Origin of the sequence: uncultured Idiomarina sp., assembly GCF_964010655.1 — a bacterium.
In the GTDB taxonomy this organism is placed as follows: Bacteria; Pseudomonadota; Gammaproteobacteria; order Enterobacterales; family Alteromonadaceae; genus Idiomarina; species Idiomarina baltica.
Genome location: NZ_CAXGLS010000010.1, coordinates 22,442 through 42,898 on the forward strand (window position 1 = coordinate 22,442; position 20,457 = coordinate 42,898).

Genomic DNA, 20,457 nt, shown 5'->3' on the forward strand with positions numbered 1-20,457 from the left:
GAATGAGCATGGCAAAGTTTGATGCAACCCAGATGGCAAACCCCGGCGTTAGGGAGTTACAACCCTATCAAGCGGGCAAACCGATGGATGAACTGCAGCGCGAATTGGGCTTAGATAAAGTCGTTAAGTTGGCTTCAAATGAGAATCCGTTGGGTATTAGTGCTCGTGTCAAGCAAGCCCTCCAGGGTGAAATCGATGATTTGATTCGTTACCCGGACGCTAATGGCTTTTATCTTAAAAGCAAAATTGCTGACAAGTTCTCGGTAGCGACAAATCAAGTGACCTTAGGCAATGGCTCAAATGACGTACTCGAGCTATTAGCGCGTACCTTTGTCAGTGACCAGCACGAAGTCATTTTCTCTCAGCATGCGTTTGTTGTTTATCCACTGGTGACGAAAGCGATTGGGGCAACACCGGTCGCGGTTCCCGCCAAAGATTATGGGCATGATCTCGATGCGATGCTCGCGGCGATAACACCGAAAACGAAGATGATATTCGTCGCTAATCCAAATAATCCGACGGGCACCTTTTTGACGACAAATGCGTTGTATGACTTTGTCAAACAAGTACCTGATAACGTTTTGGTTGTGCTTGATGAAGCCTATTACGAATATATTCCGAATGACGAGCGCGCGCCTTCAATTGAGTGGTTAGCTGAATTCGATAATTTGGTTGTGACACGCACCTTTTCAAAAGCCTATGGCCTTGCAGGGTTACGTGCTGGCTTTTCGGTGAGCTCTGCGGCGATTGCCGACTTAATGAACCGTATTCGCCAACCGTTTAATGTTAATGCGCTGTCATTGAAAGCGGCGGAAGTGGCATTAGACGATGATGATTATCTCGCTGAAGCGGTGCGCGTTAATGCACAGGGGATGCAGCAGTTGATTCGCTTTTGCGAGCAACACAACTTCAATTATATTCCTTCGTACGGCAACTTCCTTACTATTGAAGTGGGATCGGACGCTGATGATATTTATCAAAAGTTATTGCATGAAGGCGTGATTGTACGTCCAGTCGCAGGCTACGAATTACCTCATCATCTGCGTGTAAGTATCGGTCTGCCAGAAGAGAACCAAGCGTTCATCGAAGCAATGGAGCGCATTGTTAAATAAAGGTATTACGTTGTTGAATTTACCTGATCCGCTACACCTTGCACCGCGTTCAGCGTGTAGCGGCACGGTTACACTGCCGGGTTCGAAGAGCATCTCAAACCGTGCACTGCTGATGGCGGCATTGTGTGGCCAACCTGTGACCTTAAAGAATGTGCTTGAAAGTGATGATACGGCGCGCATGATCGATGCCTTAACGACACTCGGCGTATCTGTTAAACGCAGTGATTTGGATCCCTCCGAATACCAAGTCGAAGGCTGTGGTGGCCGTTGGCAACCCGCTCATAACGAACTCTATCTTGGCAATGCAGGCACTGCCGTCCGTCCTCTTGTCGCTGTGCTTGCCGCCTCATTGAGCAACACGCAAGTGATGCGGCTTGATGGCAATGCGCGCATGCGCGAGCGCCCAATCGCGGCGCTAATTGACAGCTTAACCGCGGCCGGCGCAAACATTCAGTGTCATGCAGAACCCGGTTTCTTACCGTTGACTATCGAGAGTGGTTTTAAGGGCGGAGAGGTGACTATTGATGGTAGCGCGTCGAGTCAATACATCTCGGCGTTGTTGATGGCTTTACCTTTGCTTGCTGACGACAGCGAATTGTTATTAGTGAACGAGGTTATCTCGGTTCCTTATATCGAACTCACCTTATCGATGCTGCGTGATTTTGGCATTCAAATTGATAAACACAGTGACCGTCATTACAAAATTCCCGGTCGCCAGAGCTATCGTTCGCCAGGCAGTTACTTTGTTGAAGGTGATGCAAGCGGAGCGAGCTACTGGATCGGCGCGGCAGCAATTAGTGGTGGTCCAATCACGATTTATGGCGTGGGTAAAAATTCAATTCAGGGCGACGTACATTTTGCTGAACTAGCGCAGCAAATGGGAGCAAACGTCGAGATGTTGGATAACGCAATTCGTGTATCCCGGAGCACTGAATTGAAAGCCATCGATGTGGATTGCAATGATCTGCCTGATGCCGCAATGACGCTCGCTCCTATGGCATTATTTGCTCAAGGAACGACGGTGATTCGTAACGTCGCCAGTTGGCGCGTAAAAGAAACCGACCGATTGGCGGCGATGGCGGCTGAATTGCGTAAAGTCGGCGCTCAGGTGGAAGAGGGCGAAGATTATTTATCAGTGATGGCTCCAGCGCATTGGCAACATGCTTTGCTAGATACCTATGATGATCACCGCATGGCGATGTGTAGTGCCTTGATTGCGTTTTCTCCGGTAGGCGTCAGCATCAACGATCCTCAATGCTGCTCGAAGACCTATCCGCAATTTTTTGATGAGTTTTCACGGCTTTGTCACGATTAAAATATAGTCTTACATCAAACTTTGATGTAAACGGCGCGTGACAAAAGATGCAAAATTTTCACAAATCAGTATAATTGCGCGCTTAAATCTGCAAAGAGCAGGGCAAATAGAGGAATTTATGGCGACTCGCGTACCCGTAATTACAATCGATGGGCCAAGTGGCTCAGGCAAAGGCACAGTGAGCCGTTTGTTGGCCGAGAAATTAGGCTGGCACCTTCTTGATAGTGGCGCAATCTATCGTGTTTTGGCATTAGCCGCGATTCATCACGACTTTAGGCCCGAAGAAGAAGAAAAACTTGTCACGTTAGCTTCACACCTAGATGTGAAATTCGAAGCCGAGGAAGACAAAAGCCTAACGCATATCATCTTAGAAGGTGAGGATGTAACCCTGACAATTCGCACTGAAAGCGTGGGTAACATGGCATCTAAGATCGCTGCGTTACCAAGGGTTAGAGAAGCGTTGTTAAGGCGTCAACGTGGTTTCAAAGAGCTTCCAGGCCTGATTGCCGACGGACGAGACATGGGCACAGTGGTATTTACTGATGCTGAAGCCAAAGTATTCTTGACCGCCTCTGCTGAGGAGCGTGCACAACGTCGCTTCCTGCAATTGAAGGAAAAAGGTTTTGATGCTAACATTGACCAATTAATAACCGAAATTAAAGAGCGCGACGATCGCGACACAAATCGTGCTGTCGCACCGCTTAAACCGGCCGAAGATGCTTTGTACATCGACTCAAGTGACAAAAGCATAGAGGAAGTCGTCGATTCGGTTATGGAGTTTGCACATAGCAAACTGTCACAAACTAGCTAGCTGGTCATTAAGACGAGCTATTTAGGGACCTGCTGTAAGGATACGTGCAGGTGAATTTAATAACCCCGCTGAACAGGATGTCCAGTGGATGTCATCTAAAAAGTGAAGTTAATACATATGTCAGAAAATTTTGCACAGCTGTTTGAAGAGAGCCTGAAAGAAGTCGAAACTCGTCCGGGTTCTATCGTTAAAGGTACTGTCGTTGCGATCGAAAAAGATCTTGTTTTAGTCGACGCAGGCCTGAAATCTGAAAGTGCTATCCCTGCCGAACAATTCCGTAATGCTGACGGCGAACTTGAAATCACCGTAGGTGACGAGATCGACGTAGCGTTAGACGCGGTTGAAGACGGTTTCGGTGAAACAATTCTTTCACGCGAAAAAGCTAAGCGCTATGAAGCTTGGCTGCAGCTGGAAAAAGCATACGAAGATAACGCAACTGTTACTGGTATCATTTCTGGTAAAGTTAAAGGTGGTTTCACTGTGGATCTGGGTGGCGTTCGCGCGTTCTTGCCAGGTTCATTGGTTGACGTACGTCCAGTACGTGAAACTGCACACCTTGAAAACAAAGACCTTGAATTCAAAGTTATCAAGCTTGATCAGAAGCGTAACAACGTTGTTGTTTCTCGCCGCGCAGTTATCGAGAAAGAAAACAGTGCAGAGCGCGAAGAGCTTCTTGAGAACTTGCAAGAAGGTCAAGAAGTTCAAGGTATCGTTAAGAATCTTACCGATTACGGTGCGTTCGTTGACCTTGGCGGCGTAGATGGCCTATTACACATTACCGACATGGCTTGGAAACGTGTTAAGCACCCAAGCGAAATCGTTAATGTGGGCGACGAAATCACTGTTAAAGTACTTAAGTTTGATCGCGAGCGTACTCGTGTATCACTTGGTCTTAAGCAGCTTGGCGAAGATCCATGGGCGGATATCGCAAACCGCTACCCAGAGGGCACTCGCCTGACTGGCCGCGTGACTAACTTGACTGATTACGGCTGCTTCGTTGAAATCGAAGAAGGCGTTGAAGGTCTTGTACACGTGTCAGAAATGGATTGGACGAATAAAAACGTTCATCCTTCTAAAGTGGTTAACTTGGATGACACTGTTGAAGTTATGGTCCTTGAAATTGACGAAGAACGTCGTCGTATTTCTCTTGGCCTTAAACAGTGTAAACCTAACCCTTGGGAAGAGTTTGCTAAGAACCACAACAAAGGCGATAAAGTCTCTGGCAAGATCAAGTCAATCACTGACTTTGGTATCTTCATTGGCCTAGAAGGCGGTATCGACGGTTTGGTTCACCTTTCAGACATCAGCTGGAACGCGACTGGCGAAGAAGCGGTCCGCGAGTATAAGAAAGGCGAAGAAGTCACTGCGGTTGTGATGCAAGTCGACGCAGAGCGTGAGCGTATTTCCTTAGGTATCAAACAGCTTGAAGAAGATCCGTTCAACAACTTCTTGGCAGCGAACAAGAAAGGTTCTATCGTAAACGGTACTATCACTGAAGTAGACGCTAAAGGTGCTAAAGTTGAATTAGCAGACAGCGTTGAAGGTTATATCCGTGCAGCTGACATCTCACGCGAGCGCGTTGAAGACGCAAGCACTGAGTTAAGCGTTGGCGATAGCGTTGAAGCGCGCTTCATGGGCGTCGATCGTAAGAACCGTACGTTAAGCTTGTCTATCCGTGCGAAAGACGAAGTTGAAGAGAAAGAAGCCGTTGAACAAGTGAACAAACAGCAAGAAAGCTCTGGTATCAACAGCGCTATGGCTGATGCGTTCAAAGCGGCTAAGACTGACGATTAATTAAACCTTTAGCGAGGAGGTAGGTAAGATGACAAAGTCGGAGTTGATTGAGAAATTAACACTGAAGTTCTCGGACCTGCCTCCGCGAACGGTAGAGTCTTCTGTGAAAGATATTCTTGAACAGATGATTCAAAGTTTAGCAAAGGGTCGGCGCATTGAAATTCGTGGGTTTGGAAGCTTTTCGCTTCATTATCGAGCACCTCGAATTGGACGTAATCCTAAAACGGGTGATCAAGTTGAGTTGGATGGTAAGTACGTTCCTCACTTTAAGCCGGGTAAAGAATTACGGGAGCGCGTCGACAATTTTAATTAGTTTGCGTTCGTTCGTTGAAAACGGCATGCTATACTAGCATGCCGTTTTTATTTATATGAGGTTCGGAACGTGCTTAGACGGATATTAATATTAGTTCCCATTATCCTCTTGTTTTTGCTAGCACTCGCGTTTGGTGTACAGAACCCAACGGTGGTGAGTGTAAACTTTCTTGTAGCAAAAACTGACTTTTCTGTCGCTGGTTTAGCGGCCATTTTTCTTGCCGTTGGATTTTCCATAGGTCTCATTTTGCTAGTGCTGTATGGTGTAAAGTGGCGAATGCGTAATGCTAAGCTTGAGAGACGCTTAAAAAGAGCCGAGCATAAGGCGACTGAATCACGTGAAAAGCAGTCGTAATCGTTTATGTTAGAGCTGCTGTTTTTACTTCTTCCTGTTGCAGCTGCCTATGGTTGGTTCATGGGACGCAACAGTGTGCGCTCAGAAGAGCGCAAAGAACAGCAACAGTTTTCTAAGAAGTATGCAGCGGGTCTTAACCTACTACTATCTGATGAACCTGATAAGGCGGTTGATCTATTTGTCGAACTGCTTGACGTTGATAGCGACACGCTTGAAACTCATTGGACGTTAGGTACATTATTTCGTCGCCGTGGCGAAGTCGAACGTGCAATTAAAATCCATCAGAATCTTATCAATAGAAGTAATATTACCGAATACGATCGACTGAATGCGATGTTTGAACTGGGTAAGGATTACTTATCAGCGGGTATTTATGACCGCGCAGAACAAATGTTTTCGCGGTTGCAAAATCACAAGCTATTTAGAACTGCAAGCCGACACTATTTACTCGAACTCTTCCAAGCAACCCATGATTGGGATAAGGCGATAAAAGTCGCTCTGAGGTTAAATCGTGATGATCACATCGAAGCTGTGGTAGGGCAGCTATATTGTGAGTTGTCTCTCACTGAACAATCGGTTCCGAAGCAAATCAAATATTGTAAAAAGGCGCTGAAATACGATAAGCGGTGCGTGCGAGCGAGTATATTGCTCGGTCAAATTTACGCTGGGCGAGACCAACTCAGAGAGGCCATTCATAGCTATGAGTATGTGCTTGAACAAGATAAACAGTTCATACGTGATGTATTGCAGCCCCTGAAAGCATGTTACATGAGTTTACAGGATGAAGCCGGCTACATTGAGTTCCTTAATCGATGTGTGGCCGCTAACGCAGGTACGAGCGCGGTCATTGAATTGTCCGAATACCTGTTTGAGAATCAAGGCGGTGATGCGGCAGAACGCTTTATTCGCTCAGCGATGGAACAACATGCAACCATGCGAGGTTTCCACCAACTTATGGACTTTCACATTCGTGCAGCAGATGTAGGCAATGCTCGGGAGAGCTTGCGCATGTTGCAAAAAATGGTTGCTGAGCATATTAAACAACGCCCGAGTTATGCCTGTCGCCAGTGCGGCTTCTCTGGACAAACCCTCTATTGGCAATGCCCCTCGTGTAAAACATGGGGTTCCACTAAACCCATTAAAGGATTAGACGGTGAATAATAAAAGCTTACCTTTGATTTACGTTGCACTTGATTTTGAAACTGCAGAAGAGGCTAATCGTCTCACTGAACAACTGGATGCGAAATTAGTTGGACTCAAAGTCGGCAAAGAGTTATTCACCGCGGCAGGACCCGAGTTAGTTAAAAACTGGGTTGAACATGGTTTTTCAGTCTTTCTCGACCTTAAGTTTCATGATATACCGAACACAGTCGCACAAGCGGTTGTGCAGGCGGCAAGACTCGGTGTAGACGTAGTTAACGTTCATGCCTCGGGCGGGCGAAAGATGATGGCTACCGCCAAACAAGCCTTGGAAAAAGAGTCTCACCAACCGCTACTCATTGCCGTGACTGTGCTTACCAGTATGACGGATGAGGACCTGACTGAAATAGGTGTGCACCGAAATGCTCAGGAGCAGGTGATGGCATTAGCCAAACTGACTCAAAGTGCGGGCTTAGATGGCGTTGTTTGCTCAGCACAAGAGGCTGAAATACTTAAGTCTACATTGGGTGAGTCTTTTAAACTTATGACACCAGGTATCCGTCCCAAAGGAAGCCAACAGGATGATCAAAAGCGAGTGATGACGCCCCAGCAAGCGCAACAAGCAGGCGTTGACTTCATGGTCATAGGACGCCCGATTACAAAAGCCAGCGATCCCGCTCAGGCAGTGTCAGACATTATTGCTTCTCTATCGAGGTAATGACGTAATTCCCTAAAAAGACCCGCAAAGTTTTCTCCTTTTCACTATGCTTGTTGCGCTGAATCGATCAGCGTAGCAAGAGGAGAAATCAATGTTACGTAAATTTCTAATACCCACAGCAGTAGTTGTGCTCTCAGGTCTCTCAATGGGTAAAGCGGCAGTAGCTGCACCTACACCAATTAGCTCACCTTTAATGCCTTATGTGCAAGCTGCCGAAAGTCAGTACGAGAAGTTAAACATCAATACAGCGACGGCTGAACAAATAGCCGTGGCTATGATTGGCGTGGGGAAATCGAAAGCTGAAAATATTGTTAAATTTCGTGAGCAGTTAGGTGGATTCAAAAATATTGACCAATTACTTGAGGTGAAGGGGATTGGTCAGCGCACGCTCGATAAAAACCGAGATCGACTAACTATCGAGTAGGCTGTACACATTACGAAGCTACAAAAAAAGGCTGCATAATTGCAGCCTTTCTCATATTTAACCTTCAACGACGGGTTAATTGCTCGTGCATTTTGTCATCACAGCGTGCGCGGAATGGGTCGCCGAAGCGAAAGATGCCACACGCTCTGATTTAGCAAACGGCATGCGAGTTTCAGCCGCTGCAATCGATAAAGCACTAAACTCCGAGTTTCGAGGTTGAGCTGACGCCTTTGTCATCTGAGCAAACGCTTTGCCGCCGGTAATCGTAGATGGAATAACCGGTGTAGTCACTGATTTACTTTGCTGACTCATTTCGCGTTCCTGCTTACGACGTTGGCCCGCTGCTCGCATGTGACGAGGCGAGCGCCGTGAACGGTTGCGTTCTTTAGGTGCTTGTTCCGTTGTCGGTGATGCAGTCGGTGCAGACGCGTGCTCAGTTGCGGCCGTCGGTGACGTTTCTGACTCTGCTGTCGTATCCGCCTCAATATCACGAGCAGGTTCATCAACATCAGCCGCGACCGGTTCCTCAGGCAATTCTGATTCGCTGCCTGTAGCAACGTTCGTGCGTTCTTGTTGAGCTGAGTTAGTTGCTTCCTTAGGCGTTTCTTGCGGATCTTGCTGCGGCGCTTTGTCGTTGCTATCTGCTGCTTGCTTAACAATTTCTGCAGCCGCCTGCATACGCGGATCCATGACCTTTTGCTTAATTACGTCATCGGCCGGTGCTGACTGGACCTGAGGTTTTGCTTCGTTTGACGCTGTTACCTCTTTGGGTTGCTCTACAACCTCAGTTTGTTGCACTTTCTGCTTTTGCTTAGCAGGTTTTGCCTTGCTTTGCTCAGGTTCAGCTGATTTTGCCACATCCTTTTTGGCCGTTGGGTTTTCAGTCTGATCACCTTTAACACGCACCGAACGCTCTAGTTTTCTTGGTTCACGGCGCTTTTTAGGCTGTGATTCACGTTTGTCTTGAGTCTCACCTTTAGACTTTTCAACAGCTTGCTCTTCAGCTTGATTAGTGACAGTTTCACTCGTTTTGTTAGCTGATGCGTTCTGGTGTTGATTACGGTTTCTATTGCGACCACGACGATTGCGACGATTCGAATTAGCACGACCCTCTGAGTTGGAGCGTTCATTTTCAGTCTTCGACTTATCCTGAGGTTTGCTGTCTGTGCTCGTGTTTGGTTTGTCACTATCGCGATTATTCGCTGAGCGATTATTATTCCGGCGACCGTTATTACGATTGTTGCGACGCTGGTTATTATTGCGGCCACGGCGTTGATTGTTGTTGTTACGCGGCTTAGGCTGCTGCGTTTCTTCAACTTCATCGGTACCCAATAATTGACTCAACCACTGACTAATACGTTTCAGTAGCGAGACAGAACCCGCTTTAGCTTTAGGTTGTGACTGTGGTGTAGGTGCCGGTGGCGCCGTCGGTGCTTGTAAGCCTTTAAGTGCTGGCTCTTCAAGCTGTTGACGCTCTTTAGTCAGCGTTATCGCAACGCTTTCTTCTTGTTGCTCCGGTTTTTGCACCTGATTAAAACTTGCCGCCTCTGGCACTTCGTCATCACGGATACGGACAACCTCAAAATGAGGTGTATCCATATGATGGTTTGGAATAATAACGGCTTTTACGTTATGGCGCTCTTCGATCTTGATAACTGAAGCACGCTTTTCGTTTAGTAAGAAGGTCGCAACCGACACCGGAACTTGCGCTTGAACCTGCACGGTATTGTCTTTGATTGCTTCTTCTTCGATGAGGCGTAAGATCGATAGTGCTAAAGACTCACTTGAGCGGATGGTGCCTTGACCACTGCAACGCGGGCAAATGGCGTTGGCAGACTCGCCTAACGAAGGGCGCAGGCGTTGGCGCGACATTTCGAGCAAGCCGAAGCGAGAAATTCTTGCGACTTGAATGCGTGCGCGATCATGTGCAAGGCTGTCGCGTAAACGGTTTTCAACTTCACGTTGATGACGTGTTGGTGTCATATCGATAAAGTCGATAACGACTAAGCCACCAACATCGCGCAGACGCAATTGGCGTGCAATTTCTTCAGCGGCTTCGAGGTTTGTTTGGAATGCCGTTTCCTCAATATCGCCACCTTTGGTTGCGCGCGCTGAGTTAATATCAATGGACGTCAGCGCCTCAGTCGGGTCAATCACGATAGAACCGCCGGATGGCAAGCGCACTTCGCGTTGGAACGCCGACTCTATTTGGCTTTCAATCTGGTAGTGACTGAACAGAGGTACATCGCCCTCGTACAATTTAACGCGATTGACGAAATCGGGACGAATTAACTGAATATGGTCGCGAACCTGTTCAAATACTTTTTTGCTATCAATGAGCACTTCACCAATATCACGGCGAAGATAGTCACGTAACGCTCTAAAAATAACGTTACTTTCCTGGTGGATTAGAAACGGAGCGGGGCGCTTTTGTGCCGCTTCGCTAATAGCCGTCCAGTGATGAATGAGAACGTTCAAATCCCACTCGAGCTCTTCCTTTGATTTACCAACACCTGCGGTACGTACAATAAGCCCCATTTCTTTGGGAACATTAATTTCACTCAGCGCTTCTTTGAGAGCGGAGCGTTCTTCTCCCTCGATTCGACGTGAGATGCCGCCAGCGCGTGGATTATTGGGCATGAGCACCAAGTAACTGCCGGCCAATGAAATAAAGGTGGTTAAAGCAGCACCTTTCTGACCACGTTCTTCTTTATCAATTTGGACAATAACTTCTTGACCCTCACGGACAACATCTTTGATGTTGGGGCGACCATTAAATGTGTAACCATCGGGGAAGTAGGTTTTAGCAATTTCTTTGAGGGGTAAAAAGCCGTGGCGCTCGGCGCCATAGTCTACGAAAGCAGCCTCTAAACTCGGCTCGATGCGGGTGATTTTACCCTTATAAATATTGGCTTTCTTTTGTTCATGACCTGGGCTTTCGATGTCTAGATCGTACAAGCGCTGACCATCAACCAGCGCAACACGCAACTCCTCGAGCTGCGTGGCATTGATTAACATTCTCTTCATTTTAGTGACTCAATATTATTGTGCCACTGGTAAGCGTATAGCGGTAGCAGACGTGCTTTACTTCTTTGACTGATTGTACTTGGGGTTCATCAGGAACCTTGCATGGCCACCCGTTACGTTCATTTCGATTGAATATAACGTGTGCCTCAAACTATTCTTTATCTGATTGACTGTCTGTCTTCAAATCCGCTCCTCGAAACAAACGGTTATCGAGGGCTACGCTACCAAGTAGCGTTAATTACAAACGTAGCTCGCTAACAAAACTATCTCCAAAGCAACCCTGTGCATTCGAAATCTCGGTTTACCGTATCTCGACGTAGGGACGGAGCATGGTTTGTAGCCAACCACACGATTAATGTCGTCTCAAACCAGCCACTGAGTGTGCGCCTCATAAGGCTGCTGATAGATACTCAGCGCGGCATAAAATTTGACACTTCATTAAATCACAAATCATGCACGCAAGACAAGCACGTTTTTTTGTGCACACGCAACCAAAGTTGATGTTAAAATAACGCCATGAACACAGAATTCAATCAAGTGCAGTGGCACGACGTTGTCAGCGAGGAAGCTGGGCAACGTATCGACAACTTTTTAATCGCTCGACTACGGGGTGTCCCGAAGTCGTTGGTTTACCGTATTTTACGAAAAGGCGAGGTACGGGTTAATAAAAAGCGTACAAAACCCGATTACAAGATTAAGGCAGGTGATGCGATTCGAATTCCGCCTGTTAAAGTCGCGCCTAAACCTGACTTGCCATCACCCAAACTCGAAAAGGTTGCCGAACTTGAGCAGGCGATCGTCTTTGAAGATGATGCATTGATGATTGTCAATAAACCATCTGGCCTTGCGGTTCACGGTGGTTCGGGTTTGAGTTTTGGCCTAATCGAGGGTTTACGCGCATTACGCCCAAATGACACAGCATTGGAACTGGTGCATCGACTGGACCGAGACACCAGTGGTTTATTAATGATTGCGAAAAAGCGCAGTGTATTAAAAGCATTGCATGCGCAACTTCGTGATAAAGAGATGAACAAACAGTACCTTGCTTTAGTAAGGGGCCAGTGGCAGAAAAATGTGCGTAGCGTTGAAGCGCCATTAAAAAAGAACACGCTAAAATCAGGTGAGAGGATCGTGCGCGTCGATGCGGAAGGAAAACCGTCTCATACGCGCTTTAGAATTAATCAACGTTACGCGGAGGCAACGCTCGTTGAAGCTTCGCCGGTAACAGGTCGTACTCATCAAATCCGCGTTCATGCTTTACACGCGGGGCATCCGATTGCCGGCGATCCTAAATATGGTGACGCATCGTTCAATGAACGGATGCAGCAAGGTGGACTGACGCGATTGTTTTTACACGCTTGGCAACTGTCATTTAAACATCCCGTTACCGAAAAAACAGTGTCATTCGAGGCGCCAATGGATAGCTCGTTAACGGCTATTCTCAGTGAGCTGACGCGTATTTAATAAGTAAACGAGGTTAACGTGGTCAAACTGGTCGTATTCGATTGGGATGGAACACTCATGGACTCTGTCCCGCGTATCGTTTCTGCAATGCAAGAAACAGCACGTATGCTATCGCTTCCAATACCTTCTCGCAGTGACGTGCAAGAGATTATCGGCATCAGCTTAGAACCAGCGATTGAACGTCTATTTGGTCGGCTTGATGCCGATACTCATCAGTCCTTCTTAGCGGTGTATAGGGATGAGTATGTGGAGCGCAACCAAACGCCATCTCCTTTGTTTGCCGGTGCCTTGACACTGCTACAGCAACTGCAGCAAGACGCTCTTAAGTTGGCTGTTGCAACGGGTAAAGCGCGACGAGGGCTTGACCGCGTGTTGCTCGAAACTCAAACCGGCGGTTTTTTTGCGGCAACGCGATGCAGCGACGAGAGCGAGGGCAAGCCTTCGCCTAGAATGTTGCATGAGCTCATGACTGAACTCGAGGTTGACGCACACGAGACAGTGCTTATCGGTGACTCTATTCATGACATGCAAATGGCGAGCAACGCTGGCGTAAAAGCGGTGGGTGTAAGCTTTGGCACCCATGCCCGAGAGCGGCTTATCGAACATGGCGCTGTGACGGTGATAGATGATCTGATGGGTTTGCCCACCGTGCTGAAACGAATAAAAACTGCTGTATAAAGGATGAATGATATGGCTCGAACACTTATTCTTGGCTCGTCTTCTCCATACCGACGCGAACTGATGAAGCGTCTGCATCTCGATTTCCAAACGTTTAAACCGGAAATCGATGAACAAGCTTTATCCGACGAAGCACCGCAAGTGTTGGTACAGAGGCTCGCTGAAGAAAAAGCTAAAAAGGTAAGTCGTGTAATGCACGGTGCAGAGGATGCTCTGATTATTGGCTCAGACCAAGTTGCTGTTTGTAACGGCAAGATCCTCGGTAAGCCGCACACTCATGAGCGAGCAGTAGAGCAACTACTCAGTTTCGTAGGACAAAAGGTCACTTTTTTTACCGGTTTAAGCTTGTACGATGCGAGAGAAGATATAGCACAAACCGTATGCGAACCCTTCTATGTCACTTTCCGTAACGATCTAACAGAGGCAGAAATCAGTCGTTACGTTGAGCTTGAGCAACCGCTGAATTGCGCGGGTAGCTTCAAAAGTGAAGGCTTAGGTACGGCATTATTCGCAGAATTATCAGGCAGTGATCCGAACAGCTTGATCGGGTTACCCACAATTAAGTTGCTTAAACTGTTACGTAATGTCGGCGTTAACCCGCTTACCTAAAAGGATTAAGCTTGTCAGAGTCAGTTATTAAAGGTATCATTAACCGCCTATGCAAAAGGTCAGAATTCCGGTCAGCGTTGACCCGGTAAAGAGCGCGAATAAAAAGCAAACGTTTGATGGGGTCGTACCCGTCCAAACTTTAAAGCGTTTGCAGGAGTTGCTTGCAAAGCCTTGCGAGACCGATCCCAATGTGGTGGTTGAGTTTGGTGTAGATGAGCAGGGCATGAGCTATTTTTCCGGTACGGCGTCGGTCAGCGTTATTTTAACCTGCCAGCGCTGTAATCAACCATTTGAGGTTGATATTACTGCACAATTTGCGTATGCTCCTGTTTCTTCCAAGCAGGGAGCTGATGAGTTACCTGAACGCTATGAAGCGATCGAGACTAACGAATTCGGCGAAGTTAACCTTCACGGGTTAATTGAAGATGAACTTATTTTGGCAATGCCTCTTGTAGCAAGACATGCTCCAGAGGATTGCTCCGTAGACCGTGACGCAATGACATGGGGTGAAATCGAAGAAGACGATGAAAAGCCTTCTGACAACCCGTTTGCTGTGTTACAAGAATTAAAGCGTAAATAACTAGGAGATAGCGTAAATGGCTGTTCAACAGAATCGTAAAAGTCGTTCAAAACGCGACATGCGTCGTTCACACGATGCGCTAAGCGGCCCTACACTGTCGGTTGACTCTACCTCTGGTGAGACTCATCGTCGCCACCATGTAACAGCTGACGGTTATTATAAAGGTCGCAAGGTCGTCAACAAGTAATTGTTGATTCCAGGCGATGCCTGAATTAAAACTAGCGATCGATGCAATGGGGGGCGACAACGGCCCCTCTGTTGTGCTCGAAGCCTTAAAAAATAGTCTTAAACAGAACACAACGACACAATTCGTCGTGGTCGGTGACGAGACTATTTTATCTCCTCTTTTTGACCAGTTTGAACTCTCTCATCATCCTCAAGTCACGTGTGTTCACGCCGAACAAGTCGTCGAAATGACCGACAAGCCAGGTGCGACGATGCGTCAAAAGCCACAATCGTCCATGCGCATTGCGCTCGACATGCATGCTCACGGCGAAGTTGATGGCGTCGTCAGTGGCGGCAATACAGGCGCTTTGATGGCCCAAGCCTATTTTATTTTGAAGCCCATCCCGGGCGTGCTGCGACCAGCGCTAATGGCAGCAATACCCAATATGACCGGAGGGCGTTCTTATTTGCTTGATTTGGGTGCGAATCCAAGTTGCGATTCAGAAACGTTATTTCAATTTGGTGTCATGGGCTCGGTAGCGGCGCATGTGCTGGAGTCTGACAAAAATGTATCTGTTGCGCTTCTGAATATGGGTGAGGAGGAACTGAAAGGCAACGATGAAGTGCGCAGTGCGGCACAGTTGTTAAGTCAGTCAGAGCATGTCAATTATATCGGCTTTATTGAAGGTAATCACCTCTTTAGCGGACGTGCGGATGTTATTGTATGTGATGGCTTTGTTGGAAATATTGCATTGAAGAGCTGTGAAGGTCTGGCAACGTTAATTATCGATGAATTGAAAGCATCGTTGACGTCTCATTGGCTGTATAGTTGGTTCTTTAAGTTTCTACAAAAGCGGACTAAAAAGTCCTGGCAACGGTTGAAGCCCGACCACTATAACGGTGCAAGTTTGATAGGATTGCGTGGCGTGGTTGTGAAAAGCCACGGTAGTGCGAATGCAAAGGCATTTGAAAGCGCGATTTCTCACGCGATTAAGGAAGCGAACCATCGTCTTCCAGAAAAAATTCAAGATCGTGTTGAATCGGTCCTATTAGAACAACATTAAGTACCCATTTTATGACGTATTCAAAAATCGTCGGCACGGGACATTACCTCCCGAGTCTACGACGTACGAACGACGATCTCAGTCAACAAGTTGATACCTCTGATGAATGGATTACAGAGCGAACAGGAATAAAAGAGCGTCGCATCGCCGATACCCACGAAGGCGTTGCCTCCATGGGGGCCGCCGCTGCTAGAAAGGCGCTAGAAGCCGCTGGTCTTACTGCAAATGATATCGATATGATTGTCGTTGCAACAACGTCGGCTGACCATGCATTTCCGAGTGCCGCATGCGAAATTCAAGCCCTGTTAGAGGTCACTGAGATACCCGCATTTGATATTGGCGCTGCGTGCTCTGGCTTTATTTTCGCGTTAAGTGTAGCAGACCAGTATATCAAAACGGGTCAGCATCAACGCGTCTTGGTTATTGGTAGCGACGTGTTAGCGCGAATGTGCCATCCAGAAGACCGTAATACGTTGGTTCTATTTGGTGATGGAGCAGGAGCCGTTGTACTCGAGTCTGATGACAATGCAGGTATTCTTTCGACGCATCTTGCCAGCGCTGGTGAGTTTGGGCATTTATTGGGCGCATCACAGCCGGTCAGAGGCACGCAAACGAGCTCGAGCGAAGGTTGGATGTATATGAAAGGCAACGAGGTATTTCGTGTCGCAGTTGATAAGCTGAGTCGATTGGTGACAGATACCTTGGCGGCGAATAATCTGCAACCCGAGCAATTAGATTGGTTAATTCCGCATCAAGCGAACTTAAGAATCATTAAAGCAACCGCTAAAAAATTGAAACTACCGATGTCACAGGTCATTATAACACTCGATAGAACGGGTAACACATCTGCTGCGTCGGTTCCTATAGCGTTGGATGTGGCAGTGCGGGATGGTCGCGTTAAGCGCGGTGACAATTTGCTACTAGAAGCATTTGGTGGCGGCTTTGCGTGGGGTTCCGCGTTGGTCAAATTTTAGAGGACACTATGACAAAAATAGCTTATGTATTTCCAGGTCAAGGCTCACAAGCGAAAGGCATGTTAGCTGAGTTAGCGCAAACAAATGATATTATTCAAACAACTTTTGCAGAAGCGTCCGAGGAACTGGGCTACGATCTATGGACTATCGCGCAAGAGGGGCCGGACGAAAAATTAAACGACACGCGGATCACGCAACCCTTATTATTAACGGCAAGTGTTGCACTTTTTCGTTTGGCGCAGGAAAAAGAGTTGAGCCAGCCTCAAGTGATGGCGGGTCATAGCTTGGGTGAGTACTCGGCGTTAACTTGCGCGGGTGTTTTAGAGTTTCGGGATGCGGTTCGTCTTGTTGCATTGCGAGGTGAAGCGATGCAAAACGCGGTCGCTCCAGGTGAGGGGGCAATGGCTGCGGTCATTGGTCTGGACGACGAAGTGATTGCTGAGTTATGTCAGAAAGCGGCCGAAGATGAAGTGGTGACACCGGTAAACTATAATTCTCCAGGTCAAGTTGTGATTGCAGGGCACCGCAATGCCGTTGCGCGGGCAAGTGAATTACTTAAAGAAGCAGGAGCGAAACGTGTATTGCCTCTACCGGTGAGTGTGCCGTCGCACTGTGAATTAATGAAGCCCGCAGCTGAACAACTCATGTCAGCGTTAAAAGCGGTCACTTTTAAGCCGGCATCATGTGATGTAATCAACAATGTGGATGTTTCTATTAACGATGATCCTGAGGCAATTAAAGACGCGCTAGTTCGGCAATTGTATTTTCCAGTTCGTTGGACAGAAACGGTAGAAAAGCTAGCTGAAATGGGTGTTGAGGCCGCTTATGAGGTAGGCCCGGGCAAAGTATTAACCGGTCTCTCAAAACGAATTACTAAAGCTTTTGGTTGCCAAGCACTTAATACACCTGAAGCGTTTGAAACAGAATAAGTAAAGAGGTTAATCATGTTTTCATTGAACGAACACGTTGCACTCGTGACCGGTGCAAGCCGCGGTATAGGTCGCAAAATTGCTGAGCAGTTAGCGGCTCAAGGAGCCTTTGTAATTGGTACAGCGACAAGTGACAAAGGCGCGGCGTCGATTGCGGAATACCTTGGTGATAAAGGGCAGGGCTTGGCGTTAAACGTCAATGAAACAGACGAGCTGGCGGATAAAATCAAAGATCTTGAAAAGACGCATGGTAAAATCGATATTCTGGTCAATAATGCCGGAATTACGCGAGATAACCTGATGATGCGTATGAAAGAGGATGAGTGGAATGCGGTTCTTGATACCAATCTCACTGCTGTATTCCGCATTTGTAAATTGGTTATCCGTGGCATGATGAAACGACGCCATGGTCGAATTATCAATATCAGCTCTGTCGTTGGGACGACTGGAAACCCAGGACAAGTTAATTACTGTGCTGCGAAAGCTGGATTAGTCGGCTTTTCCAAGTCGCTAGCCAAAGAAGTAGCAGCGCGCGGTATCACCGTAAACTGTGTCGCTCCTGGTTTTATTGACACCGATATGACGAAATCATTAACGGACGATCAAAAACAAGCGATCTATGCTAATATTCCAGCAGAGCGTTTAGGTCAACCTGAGGAAGTTGCCTCTGCTGTGGTCTTTTTAGCGAGCAAAGGGGCAGCCTATATCACCGGTGAAACCATTCATGTGAATGGTGGTATGGCCATGGTGTAAAGTCTTAGGGGTACGACCTCTAGGATAATTTTAAATTTTTACTTTATATTTCGCGCTGGTTTCACTAAACTAGCCGAAAATTTTGACACTCGTGAAGACTATTTAAGGATTTTATAATCATGAGCACTATCGAAGAACGCGTTAAAAAAATCATCATTGAGCAACTAGGTGTTAAAGAAGAAGAAGTTAAACCAGAAGCTTCTTTTGAAAACGACTTAGGTGCTGATTCACTTGATACAGTTGAACTGGTAATGGCTCTTGAAGAAGAGTTCGAAACTGAAATTCCTGATGAAGAAGCAGAGAAAATCAAAACTGTTCAAGCGGCAATCGATTACGTGAAGTCTCACTCTGACGACTAATAAACGGCATTGCTTGCAAGATTTTGAGAGGCGACCACAGGTCGCCTTTTTTATATCAGATGGTGCAGGGATCCCTGATATAGCCGAGGTTGAGTTATGTTCGATACGCTTTACGATGCTAATACAGGTCTCGATCGCGGAATTCAGTTTGGTGACGGTCATTTTACGACGTTAGTATTCAAACATGGACAACCGCAGCTGTGGTCTTACCATAAGCGACGATTGCTGGTTACAAGCGAACGCTTAGGCATGCGACTCGGCGATGCATGTTTTAACGACATCGCGCAAGCCGTTTTTAAGGCGTGCGAGAAACAGCAAAACGGTGTTATGAAAGTGATTGTCACGCGCGGAAACAGTCAACAAGGCTACCGTTTACCGGAGCAAGCTGCACCCAATTGGTACCTGACGACTTCACCACTACCCACACGATTTAATTCATCGTGTCATGTGGGCTTTGCCGACATGCAACTCGGTGAACAGCCGCTGCTGGCTGGGCTGAAAACGCTTAACCGTTTGGAACAAGTTATGTTGCACAAAGAGCGGGCTGAAAGGGGGTTTGACGATCTGATTGTATGTTCGAGTACGGGGTACGTTATTGAAGCAATACAAGGCAATTTATTTTGGCGGCGTCATGATCGCTGGTTTACCCCTAAACTCGAGCGATGCGGTATTGCCGGTATATTGAGACAGGCGATACTGGACCAAGGGTTGTTACCCTCCGTCTCGATAGTTGAAGAAGAGCTCACTGATCTGACTGATATTAATGCGATGTTGATTGTAAATTCAGTACGCGGTGTGATTCCCGTCTCGCAAATTCATGATAAGGTTATTGATAATACGATTCCAGCGGACCTAAAAGCCTTTACTGATGAAACGTGCGCTTAAGCTTCTAATTTTACTGTTGTCTCTCTTGATCATAGCGACTAGCGCGGTGTTTGTGTTAGTCGATTGGCGATTGGCCCAGCCATTGGCCAAAGTGGACTCAAAGGATGGCGTATTCGAAATCGCACCGGGTGATACAGCGCGTACCATTGTTACGCGCATTAACACGCGTTTTAGTAGAGATTTTGCAACGCTTGATTATCGGTTAAGCCAAGTTTTAGTGGGTGTTGATAACCTGCCAGCTGGCGTTTATCGTGTATCGCATCAAGATACGTGGCGTTCGTTATGGGCACGTATTAAAAACAATGATGAAGCATTATTTAGTGTTACGCTGATCGAAGGAAAGACGCTAGAACAGTGGCTAAAACAGCTACATGGTGCCGACTACCTCCGTCAATCACTCAAAAATACTCAGGCTTTATCCAACTTACTGAATATTAAGCAAGACTCCGCAGAAGGGTGGTTCTACCCCGAGACTTATCATTATCGAGCGCACGAAACAGATTTATCAATTTTGCGTCGTGCACATGCTAAGATGGTGACGCTTATCGATAGGGCGTGGCAACAGCGTAATACATTGTGCGAAGTACAGTCGCCGTATGAACTACTTATTTTAGCCTCGATTATTGAGAAGGAAACCGGCGTGTCGGGTGAGAGGCGCATGGTGTCTAGCGTATTTCATAACCGACTCCGCAAAGGGATGCGTTTGCAGTCCGATCCAACGACGATTTATGGAATTAATAATTTTGATGGCAACCTGACGCGGGCACATTTAAGGGAAAAAACACCGTATAATACCTATCGAATAGATGGTCTGCCACCAACACCGATTGCAATCCCCAGCGAGGCATCAATATGGGCAGCAGCACAGCCTGAACCGTCGGAATACTTTTACTTCGTCGCCAACAAGAAAGGTGAACACGTGTTTTCTAAAACCTTAGAGCAGCACCAACGTGCGGTGAACCGTTATCAGTTAAATTAAGAGACCGAAT

At 47.1% G+C, this 20,457-nt stretch carries 22 protein-coding genes; 21 read left to right on the plus strand and 1 reads right to left on the minus strand.

Annotated elements, in window-relative coordinates; all coding sequences use genetic code 11:
• The first annotated feature begins 8 nt into the window (after positions 1–8).
• The 9 genes from hisC to ABNS04_RS04445 all read left to right on the plus strand — a co-directional run bounded on the left by hisC (position 9) and on the right by ABNS04_RS04445 (position 7,981).
• Complete coding sequence (hisC, locus tag ABNS04_RS04405; RefSeq protein ID WP_272978475.1) at positions 9–1,112, plus strand: histidinol-phosphate transaminase; 1,104 nt, start codon at positions 9–11, stop codon at positions 1,110–1,112.
• A complete protein-coding gene (gene aroA / locus ABNS04_RS04410; protein ID WP_286682265.1) occupies positions 1,102–2,427 on the plus strand; it encodes a 3-phosphoshikimate 1-carboxyvinyltransferase in 1,326 nt (441 codons plus the stop codon). The genes hisC and aroA overlap by 11 nt, the downstream gene beginning before the upstream one ends.
• A 118-nt stretch (positions 2,428–2,545) precedes the next feature.
• Positions 2,546–3,238 carry a (d)CMP kinase gene (gene cmk, locus ABNS04_RS04415; RefSeq protein WP_006955332.1) on the plus strand — a complete coding sequence of 231 codons (693 nt, stop codon included), beginning with the start codon at positions 2,546–2,548 and terminating at the stop codon, positions 3,236–3,238.
• A gap of 117 nt (positions 3,239–3,355) precedes the next feature.
• The gene (gene rpsA / locus ABNS04_RS04420) at positions 3,356–5,032 is read left to right on the plus strand and encodes a 30S ribosomal protein S1 (RefSeq protein WP_272978472.1); all 1,677 of its coding nucleotides are present in this window, start codon (positions 3,356–3,358) and stop codon (positions 5,030–5,032) included.
• Between the two features lie 28 nt (positions 5,033–5,060).
• Positions 5,061–5,345 carry an integration host factor subunit beta gene (gene ihfB, locus ABNS04_RS04425; protein WP_006955329.1) on the plus strand — a complete coding sequence of 95 codons (285 nt, stop codon included), beginning with the start codon at positions 5,061–5,063 and terminating at the stop codon, positions 5,343–5,345.
• 69 nt (positions 5,346–5,414) lie between these two features.
• Positions 5,415–5,699: a lipopolysaccharide assembly protein LapA domain-containing protein gene (locus ABNS04_RS04430; protein ID WP_272978469.1), complete on the plus strand. Its 285-nt coding sequence runs from the start codon at positions 5,415–5,417 to the stop codon at positions 5,697–5,699.
• 6 nt (positions 5,700–5,705) lie between these two features.
• The gene (lapB, locus tag ABNS04_RS04435; protein ID WP_272978468.1) at positions 5,706–6,860 is read left to right on the plus strand and encodes a lipopolysaccharide assembly protein LapB; all 1,155 of its coding nucleotides are present in this window, start codon (positions 5,706–5,708) and stop codon (positions 6,858–6,860) included.
• Positions 6,853–7,557 (plus strand): orotidine-5'-phosphate decarboxylase, encoded by a 705-nt coding sequence (gene pyrF / locus ABNS04_RS04440; RefSeq protein ID WP_272978467.1) that lies wholly within the window; start codon positions 6,853–6,855, stop codon positions 7,555–7,557. Before lapB ends, pyrF begins: the two co-directional genes overlap by 8 nt.
• A 91-nt stretch (positions 7,558–7,648) precedes the next feature.
• Positions 7,649–7,981, plus strand: coding sequence for a helix-hairpin-helix domain-containing protein (locus tag ABNS04_RS04445; protein WP_272978466.1), 333 nt, complete (start codon positions 7,649–7,651; stop codon positions 7,979–7,981).
• Between the two features lie 75 nt (positions 7,982–8,056).
• On the opposite strand, the gene rne is transcribed toward ABNS04_RS04445, so the two are convergent.
• Positions 8,057–11,008, minus strand: a complete 2,952-nt coding sequence (gene rne / locus ABNS04_RS04450; protein WP_337878090.1) for a ribonuclease E — start codon at positions 11,006–11,008, stop codon at positions 8,057–8,059.
• Between the two features lie 516 nt (positions 11,009–11,524).
• On the opposite strand from rne, the gene rluC reads away from it, so the two are divergent.
• From rluC to mltG, 12 genes are all read left to right on the plus strand, one after another.
• Positions 11,525–12,472, plus strand: a complete 948-nt coding sequence (rluC, locus tag ABNS04_RS04455; RefSeq protein ID WP_272978465.1) for a 23S rRNA pseudouridine(955/2504/2580) synthase RluC — start codon at positions 11,525–11,527, stop codon at positions 12,470–12,472.
• Positions 12,473–12,490: 18 nt separating this feature from the next.
• Entirely contained in the window at positions 12,491–13,150 is a 660-nt protein-coding gene (locus tag ABNS04_RS04460) for an HAD-IA family hydrolase (RefSeq protein WP_006955322.1), read from the plus strand.
• A gap of 12 nt (positions 13,151–13,162) precedes the next feature.
• Positions 13,163–13,759, plus strand: coding sequence for a nucleoside triphosphate pyrophosphatase (locus ABNS04_RS04465; protein WP_272978464.1), 597 nt, complete (start codon positions 13,163–13,165; stop codon positions 13,757–13,759).
• Positions 13,760–13,808: 49 nt separating this feature from the next.
• The gene (gene yceD / locus ABNS04_RS04470) at positions 13,809–14,339 is read left to right on the plus strand and encodes a 23S rRNA accumulation protein YceD (RefSeq protein ID WP_272978462.1); all 531 of its coding nucleotides are present in this window, start codon (positions 13,809–13,811) and stop codon (positions 14,337–14,339) included.
• A gap of 16 nt (positions 14,340–14,355) precedes the next feature.
• Entirely contained in the window at positions 14,356–14,526 is a 171-nt protein-coding gene (rpmF, locus tag ABNS04_RS04475; RefSeq protein ID WP_006955319.1) for a 50S ribosomal protein L32, read from the plus strand.
• A 16-nt stretch (positions 14,527–14,542) separates the two neighbouring features.
• Positions 14,543–15,568, plus strand: a complete 1,026-nt coding sequence (gene plsX / locus ABNS04_RS04480) for a phosphate acyltransferase PlsX (RefSeq protein WP_006955318.1) — start codon at positions 14,543–14,545, stop codon at positions 15,566–15,568.
• A gap of 11 nt (positions 15,569–15,579) precedes the next feature.
• Positions 15,580–16,542, plus strand: a complete 963-nt coding sequence (locus ABNS04_RS04485) for a beta-ketoacyl-ACP synthase III (RefSeq protein WP_272978458.1) — start codon at positions 15,580–15,582, stop codon at positions 16,540–16,542.
• Positions 16,543–16,550: 8 nt separating this feature from the next.
• Positions 16,551–17,471, plus strand: coding sequence for an ACP S-malonyltransferase (gene fabD / locus ABNS04_RS04490; RefSeq protein WP_272978457.1), 921 nt, complete (start codon positions 16,551–16,553; stop codon positions 17,469–17,471).
• 15 nt (positions 17,472–17,486) lie between these two features.
• Positions 17,487–18,224, plus strand: coding sequence for a 3-oxoacyl-ACP reductase FabG (fabG, locus tag ABNS04_RS04495; protein ID WP_006955316.1), 738 nt, complete (start codon positions 17,487–17,489; stop codon positions 18,222–18,224).
• A 119-nt stretch (positions 18,225–18,343) separates the two neighbouring features.
• Positions 18,344–18,583, plus strand: coding sequence for an acyl carrier protein (gene acpP, locus ABNS04_RS04500; protein ID WP_071462711.1), 240 nt, complete (start codon positions 18,344–18,346; stop codon positions 18,581–18,583).
• A 96-nt stretch (positions 18,584–18,679) separates the two neighbouring features.
• Positions 18,680–19,468 (plus strand): aminodeoxychorismate lyase, encoded by a 789-nt coding sequence (pabC, locus tag ABNS04_RS04505; protein ID WP_272978456.1) that lies wholly within the window; start codon positions 18,680–18,682, stop codon positions 19,466–19,468.
• Positions 19,452–20,447, plus strand: coding sequence for an endolytic transglycosylase MltG (gene mltG / locus ABNS04_RS04510; protein WP_272978455.1), 996 nt, complete (start codon positions 19,452–19,454; stop codon positions 20,445–20,447). The genes pabC and mltG overlap by 17 nt, the downstream gene beginning before the upstream one ends.
• Positions 20,448–20,457: the final 10 nt, after the last annotated feature.

Coding starts and splice junctions, on each gene's coding strand:
- hisC (WP_272978475.1), top strand. CDS start 9: ATGGCAAAGTTTGATGCAACCCAGATGGCAAACCCCGGCGTTAGGGAG.
- cmk (WP_006955332.1), top strand. CDS start 2,546: ATGGCGACTCGCGTACCCGTAATTACAATCGATGGGCCAAGTGGCTCA.
- rpsA (WP_272978472.1), top strand. CDS start 3,356: ATGTCAGAAAATTTTGCACAGCTGTTTGAAGAGAGCCTGAAAGAAGTC.
- ihfB (WP_006955329.1), top strand. CDS start 5,061: ATGACAAAGTCGGAGTTGATTGAGAAATTAACACTGAAGTTCTCGGAC.
- lapB (WP_272978468.1), top strand. CDS start 5,706: ATGTTAGAGCTGCTGTTTTTACTTCTTCCTGTTGCAGCTGCCTATGGT.
- ABNS04_RS04445 (WP_272978466.1), top strand. CDS start 7,649: ATGTTACGTAAATTTCTAATACCCACAGCAGTAGTTGTGCTCTCAGGT.
- rne (WP_337878090.1), bottom strand. CDS start 11,008: ATGAAGAGAATGTTAATCAATGCCACGCAGCTCGAGGAGTTGCGTGTT.
- rluC (WP_272978465.1), top strand. CDS start 11,525: ATGAACACAGAATTCAATCAAGTGCAGTGGCACGACGTTGTCAGCGAG.
- ABNS04_RS04465 (WP_272978464.1), top strand. CDS start 13,163: ATGGCTCGAACACTTATTCTTGGCTCGTCTTCTCCATACCGACGCGAA.
- yceD (WP_272978462.1), top strand. CDS start 13,809: ATGCAAAAGGTCAGAATTCCGGTCAGCGTTGACCCGGTAAAGAGCGCG.
- rpmF (WP_006955319.1), top strand. CDS start 14,356: ATGGCTGTTCAACAGAATCGTAAAAGTCGTTCAAAACGCGACATGCGT.
- plsX (WP_006955318.1), top strand. CDS start 14,543: ATGCCTGAATTAAAACTAGCGATCGATGCAATGGGGGGCGACAACGGC.
- ABNS04_RS04485 (WP_272978458.1), top strand. CDS start 15,580: ATGACGTATTCAAAAATCGTCGGCACGGGACATTACCTCCCGAGTCTA.
- fabD (WP_272978457.1), top strand. CDS start 16,551: ATGACAAAAATAGCTTATGTATTTCCAGGTCAAGGCTCACAAGCGAAA.
- fabG (WP_006955316.1), top strand. CDS start 17,487: ATGTTTTCATTGAACGAACACGTTGCACTCGTGACCGGTGCAAGCCGC.
- acpP (WP_071462711.1), top strand. CDS start 18,344: ATGAGCACTATCGAAGAACGCGTTAAAAAAATCATCATTGAGCAACTA.
- pabC (WP_272978456.1), top strand. CDS start 18,680: ATGTTCGATACGCTTTACGATGCTAATACAGGTCTCGATCGCGGAATT.
- mltG (WP_272978455.1), top strand. CDS start 19,452: ATGAAACGTGCGCTTAAGCTTCTAATTTTACTGTTGTCTCTCTTGATC.